The 5,507-nt window shown below is 38.9% G+C and carries 4 protein-coding genes; all 4 read right to left on the reverse strand.

Annotation, left to right across the window (positions count from 1 at the left end):
* On the reverse strand, window positions 1–1,350 hold a 1,350-nt coding region (locus tag LHW48_04545), incomplete at its 3' end, for a dynamin family protein (protein ID MCB5259730.1).
* On the reverse strand, window positions 1,347–3,194 hold the full coding sequence (locus tag LHW48_04550; GenBank protein MCB5259731.1) for a dynamin family protein: 1,848 nt from the start codon (window positions 3,192–3,194) through the stop codon (window positions 1,347–1,349). The genes LHW48_04545 and LHW48_04550, both read right to left, overlap by 4 nt.
* A complete protein-coding gene (locus LHW48_04555) occupies window positions 3,139–4,566 on the reverse strand; it encodes a hypothetical protein (GenBank protein MCB5259732.1) in 1,428 nt (475 codons plus the stop codon). Before LHW48_04555 ends, LHW48_04550 begins: the two co-directional genes overlap by 56 nt.
* Window positions 4,556–5,507 (reverse strand): hypothetical protein (locus LHW48_04560; protein MCB5259733.1); only part of this gene is annotated, 952 nt, incomplete at its 5' end. The genes LHW48_04555 and LHW48_04560, both read right to left, overlap by 11 nt.

The raw sequence follows: 5,507 nt of genomic DNA on the forward strand, positions 1-5,507 counted from the left end.
TCTTGAGAGGGATCGTCCAATATACTTAGCTAAAGATCTTTGTAAAAGGTTTTTCAATGCTTTCTCAAAAATTTCTGTCTCAGTATCCGCCTTAAATTGAATACTTCTTTTTATCTCTTTTATGGCAGTATTAGCTATCTCTTCAAGTTCTTCATCAAGTCTATCCAGCTCAATAGATATCAGGCTCTCTATTATTCTGCCTTCTTTCTTCATACCAATTGGCAAGGCATGTCCTTGAATCCATGCATAGGTATCATCTTTCCCGAGCCATTTATTTGAGGACTCAATGTCATACACAATGCTTCTTTCAATGTTGTTTGCTGCTTGATCAATACTTGGTGGGAGTAAACTCTTTAACCTCCTGGAGCACGAAAATACAGCATTGACCGATTTTAAGTGGGCTTGTTTAAGTATCGAATGCTGTTTCTGTAATGCTACTGTATCCTCCCTTTTTATGGAATGATAGCTGATCATCAGATCAACCGAAGAGATTGAATCATCTATAAACCCTTGGAGTAATTGTAGTAGAGATCTATCTACCACTTCCTGAACACTGGGGTCTTGGATTATTGTGTTAACTTGGTGCCAAAGATCCATTGTGTTGGGTCTAACACCCGGATCCCTTTTCTTGTCCACTTCATTAACCATAACAGTATTAACTTTCTGGTGCAGAGAATCTTCAGCGTTGTGAATAATCTCTTTAATCCTTCCATTGGAAATGTTTGTACCGGGTGGAACTCTATTTATTGCCAGAATGATAGGTATGTCTTTATTTGGGATGGACTCCCTAACCACTTCAAACAAATCCTGATCAATCTGATTAAAACCGGTTCGGTATCCACAAGCAAAGACCAATAGATCGCTATTTGGTATGAACTCCTTCAAGGCTTCTTCATGTTCCACAATCAAAGAATTGTATCCTGGCGTATCAAAGATGTTAAGGCCATAAAAAGAGGAATCAGTAGGGTTCACGTATGCTAGTAGCCTTAGAGTATTTTCATCTGGAAGCTCCGCAATCTTTTCAAAAATCACTTGGTCAATTTCATCTAGGCTTGCATCCTTATTCACAACGTAAAACTCAGGTTTTTCCTCTTCGGTAAGCTTGACTTGTACAACCGTTCCACTAGTAGGCTTCGCTTTTGCAGGAAGTAAATTGCGGTAAAATAATCCATTAATAAGAGTTGATTTTCCGGTACTGGTCTCTCCGATTACCGTAACATAAGCTTGATACTCATGTAACCTTTGGCATAATAGACGGCCGTAGGATACTGCATCCTGATCATCTAGTTTTTCTATTATAGGCAATAAGTCTTCGCAAATTATCGCCGCTCTTTCCAGTAGTTTGCTCACAGTGCCTCCATTTCTTTCAAGATGGATTCAATAATGCTTTTATCTGAACTGAGGTTGGCAATTTTCTTATCTTTTTCTTCTTTGTTTAGCATTTTGATATCAAGGTTATACTTCATCTGGCTGTCGTAATTATCATGTTGAATTTGTAGCCAGTTGCTGATCTGCTTTTTAGTATCATCAGAGAAACATGTTACGAATTTGCAAATCTCTTCTCTAATGGATTCGATAGCCTTTGAAATCGCAGAAAACACCTGGGGTTCAACCTTGGCAATGCGTTGATCGAGTACGAGTTTCTTGCCACCTTTACCTAGCCACCCTAATATTAATCCACCAACCGCAGCTCCGAGAATCCCTCCAATGATCGCTCCAGCTGGACCTAAAGCCATACCCAGTGCTGCCCCTGCTTTCGCCCCTAGAGCTGCCCCTGCAACCCCTCCTCCAATCGCTCCACCTATTCCGCCAATTGCGTTACCAATAACAGGTAATATATTCTCAAATTTAGTTTTTTCAGGGGTTACAAACTCGAAGTCATTAGCTCCCAACTCTGAATTCCACTCAACTAATCCATCCAACTCTGCCCGGAGAACTCCCTGTAAACTGGTTATCTTGTCTTGTACATGATAGTAAAGTTGTTCTGCAATATCTGAACTTTCTGCCTTAAATGCTGAATCCAATCTATCTCCATCTACTATTCCTGCCCTGAGTTTAGTTCTCATGTTATTCCGGAAAGTCATCTCATTATCTCTTATCATTTCATTGATTTCATATGAGACATCTCGATAAAAAGTATCAATCAAACTCATCGCCGAATCAGTTTTACCTGTAACTCGAGTCTTATATTCGCTGAACAATCTTTTCTCAGCTTCTATGGCTCGTTCAATTTCTTCAGATGAGCTACCCAATAGGCTTATCCTATTTTCCACCTCAATAAGAGTGTTTTCAATATCGTTCCTGAACTGGTTGGCAAGCACAGTTACGGTTAACTCCCGCCAATGAACAGAATATCTTTGGATTGTATCCTTAAGAGATTGTGCACCAGACTGATCATATTCATTGACATTGTTTGCAAATCTTGCCTTCAGTGCCCCCTCACCGTTAACACAGAGCAAGGAAGGATCTTCGTAATGTTCTCCCCAAATCGCCCTTTTCTCGTTTTTAATTACTGAAGTATTGTGATCCCTTGCATCCTCAGTTTCCTCTGTGCTTTCAGTATCCCAACAACTTTGACAGAAAATTGCCTGTGGTAATAGTGGCCATGTAATCCTAAGCCAGTATACCTCTCCACGTGTTAGGGGGGGGACAGATCTAATCAAATATATCACTCCGCTAGATTTAGCTAAATAATCGAGTGTTGTTTGCTGATTCTCGAGTGTTAAGCTGCCATACCCCGGCAAGTCGACAACTACCAATCCATTTTCTAGTGTTTTATCATCAGAATATACTTCAATATAGCTCACGCCCTTCACATTTCCAGGATTGTTTACATTATCAATGTACACGGCTAATTCTTGGTCATTAGCAGCAATTTCGGCGACTGATCCATTTTTGTAAATCACTTTAGCCCTGCCTCTTAATGTCGGAGAGTAATGTAGTTCAGCAGGGACACAGGTGGTTTCTTGAGCATCTGTAGGCAACACTCTTTCATCAAAGAATAAGGCATTTAGAAGAGTGCTTTTACCACTACCTTGCACGCCAAAGACTGGTAAATAGAACTTCTCTGCCCCCAGTTGATCATGCCATGCTTGCCAGCTTCTTTGAGTATCCTTGTTTAGGTAACATTGAACTACATCAATTGTCTTCTGATTCAGCAACTGGTTTTTTAGCCAAGATTTGCGGTTTTCCATTTTTCCTCCTGAAGATTTTTCTATACCATGGGGTTAGTATCCATATTAAAAGTTCTTGATTCGTTTTTACTTGCTCGGTTAACGCATCATTCTTTTCACTCAAATCTTGATGTCGTGTAACTAGCTCCTCGTGCAGACTATTCAACGTCTGTAAAAGTTCATTATGTTGATCTGAAAGCATTCTTATTGACGCATCAACTTTGTCTGTTACATCCTTGTACGCCATTTTAGTTCTCTCTATTTCATTGGTTTCACTTGTTGAAATAGCCTGAAGAACTTCGTCTCTGTTTGCTTCACTTCGCTTTGCTAAGGTGTCGATAACTTGAACTGCAATATCTTTATTTTGCAGTGATATAAATTCCTTCATATCTGGGTAGTGGGTTTCAACGACCATTGCAACTCGATTAATCTTATCTTCTAAGTGATCTCTTGCATTGGATACAGACGAGTTTATGAGTTCATTTATCGTATTATATTTATCGCTTGCGACATAAGATACAATTCTTGAGATTTCCGAGTTTATCAGTCTGCTAAGGTCAAGCAATTGCGTTGAAATAGAGATTTGCTCAAGATTGTTTGATAAAACATGTGAAATCTTCGCATCAGATGAATATCTGAACTCGGATTCGGAATCGATGAATGTCTTAAGTGATTTGTAAATCAAGTTTTCGGTAAACCGGAATCTTTTCACATGTATAGAAGCAAGACCAAGAACTTTTGATATCCGCTTATCTATTGTGTCATTACCTAGCTGAAGCTCAAACAATACTTCATTCTGCAAGTCTTTAACCGTTGAAAAAGAGTCTTGGATATTGCTTGTAAACGAGTCATTTAAAATTTCCATTTCGGAGTGGATATGCTCGTTAACACGATTTGTTACTGAATCGCTGTTATCTTGAATGGAACTCACAAGCTCGTTGTTCAGCGAAGCAATGCTTTGGTTTACCTTATCATTGATTACATCAGGCGAAGTCTTTATCATATTTGCTATGTCACTAGCTACGGTATTTAACGTATCGAAATATTTAAACAGTTCGTCTTTGCCTGACTGGAATGTAATCTGGAGATTTGACTTGAGAGTGTCAATCGTCTTGGTTATGTCGGAAAGCAATTTATTGTCATGATCCTTTACGATATCATTTAACTGACTTACTAAGTCATCAATCTGTTTTAGTAAAACCTCTTTAGGTTCTTTGACTTGATCACGTAAAGCATCCAAGCTCTTGTAAATCTGCCCTAATTGGGATGCTGTGCTATCTGCAGTATCTCGAAGCCTATCCGACAAAGCGCTAACAAAGTCTTCGTAAAGTTGCTTGGTATAAGTATCCATTTTTATCTTCATTGAATCTTTAGGTGTGGCATCATTTGTCATTGTTACAATTCCTCCATTCCGGTAGCATGTGAGCGATTCTATTCTTTACATCGACATTAAGAAAGTGTCCATCTCTGTCCATCTTGGCAATGAACTCAATTTCATCTCTTTCGTTTTTGATCTGATTATTACCCTTAATGAGTATCTCAATAACTCTTTCTAATCCCAGGTCATCATGATTTACGGCAATGTGTTCCGGACTTAAACCGCTTATATGCAACAATTCTTTGAACGCCAACAAATACTCTGCGAGGTTTTCATTATCTAAGAAGTCCGAGAAATCAGCAATTACACTGACAATCTGTTTTGCTTTCTTGAAGTGCTTCGTAGCCTTGGACTGAAAGAACTGCTTCTGAAAATAACCTATCTGGGAAACAGGAATCAGAAGAAACAAACTCGAGTTTTGCCAATCTATGTTGCGTAGAATGTTTTCATAATCTTTCCGATCATCTAGGCTGTCGTCTATGATGGTAAACTCATACGTTCCGTTCTTTGTCTTTGTATAATGACCCTGTGGGACAGGATCATGTGGGAAATGACGTGACCAGAATTCAGAGAATAAGTTTTGATTCCAATGACATATAACGACACGAGATCTAACATTATCTGGATCATGCCCACAAAGGTTATTAAAATGCATCTGGTAGATTCTATTTGCAGCACTGTTAAGAAACCGCAATAAACTCAGCTCCAGATCATCAATCTCAACTGCGGGATTGCTTTGGCTTGTCTTACTCGAAACCGATAGGTCATTGTTGCTTGCATCATCTCTAGCTGAAGAATCTATACTCACAATCTTTTCTATCGAGTCTTTTAATCTCTGCAACTGATCTAATACTTGTTTATGAGTTTGCTCAGGGATTAAATATCTCAACGCTTCCTCGATTGAGCGGATACGTGATTGTAAAACATTCTTAACAATCTGATGGTAGTTATCCAAA

It is taken from the genome of Candidatus Cloacimonadota bacterium (genome assembly GCA_020532355.1).
GTDB lineage: Bacteria > Cloacimonadota > Cloacimonadia > Cloacimonadales > Cloacimonadaceae > UBA5456.

Coding starts and splice junctions, on each gene's coding strand:
- LHW48_04555 (MCB5259732.1), bottom strand. CDS start 4,566: ATGACAAATGATGCCACACCTAAAGATTCAATGAAGATAAAAATGGAT.
- LHW48_04550 (MCB5259731.1), bottom strand. CDS start 3,194: ATGGAAAACCGCAAATCTTGGCTAAAAAACCAGTTGCTGAATCAGAAG.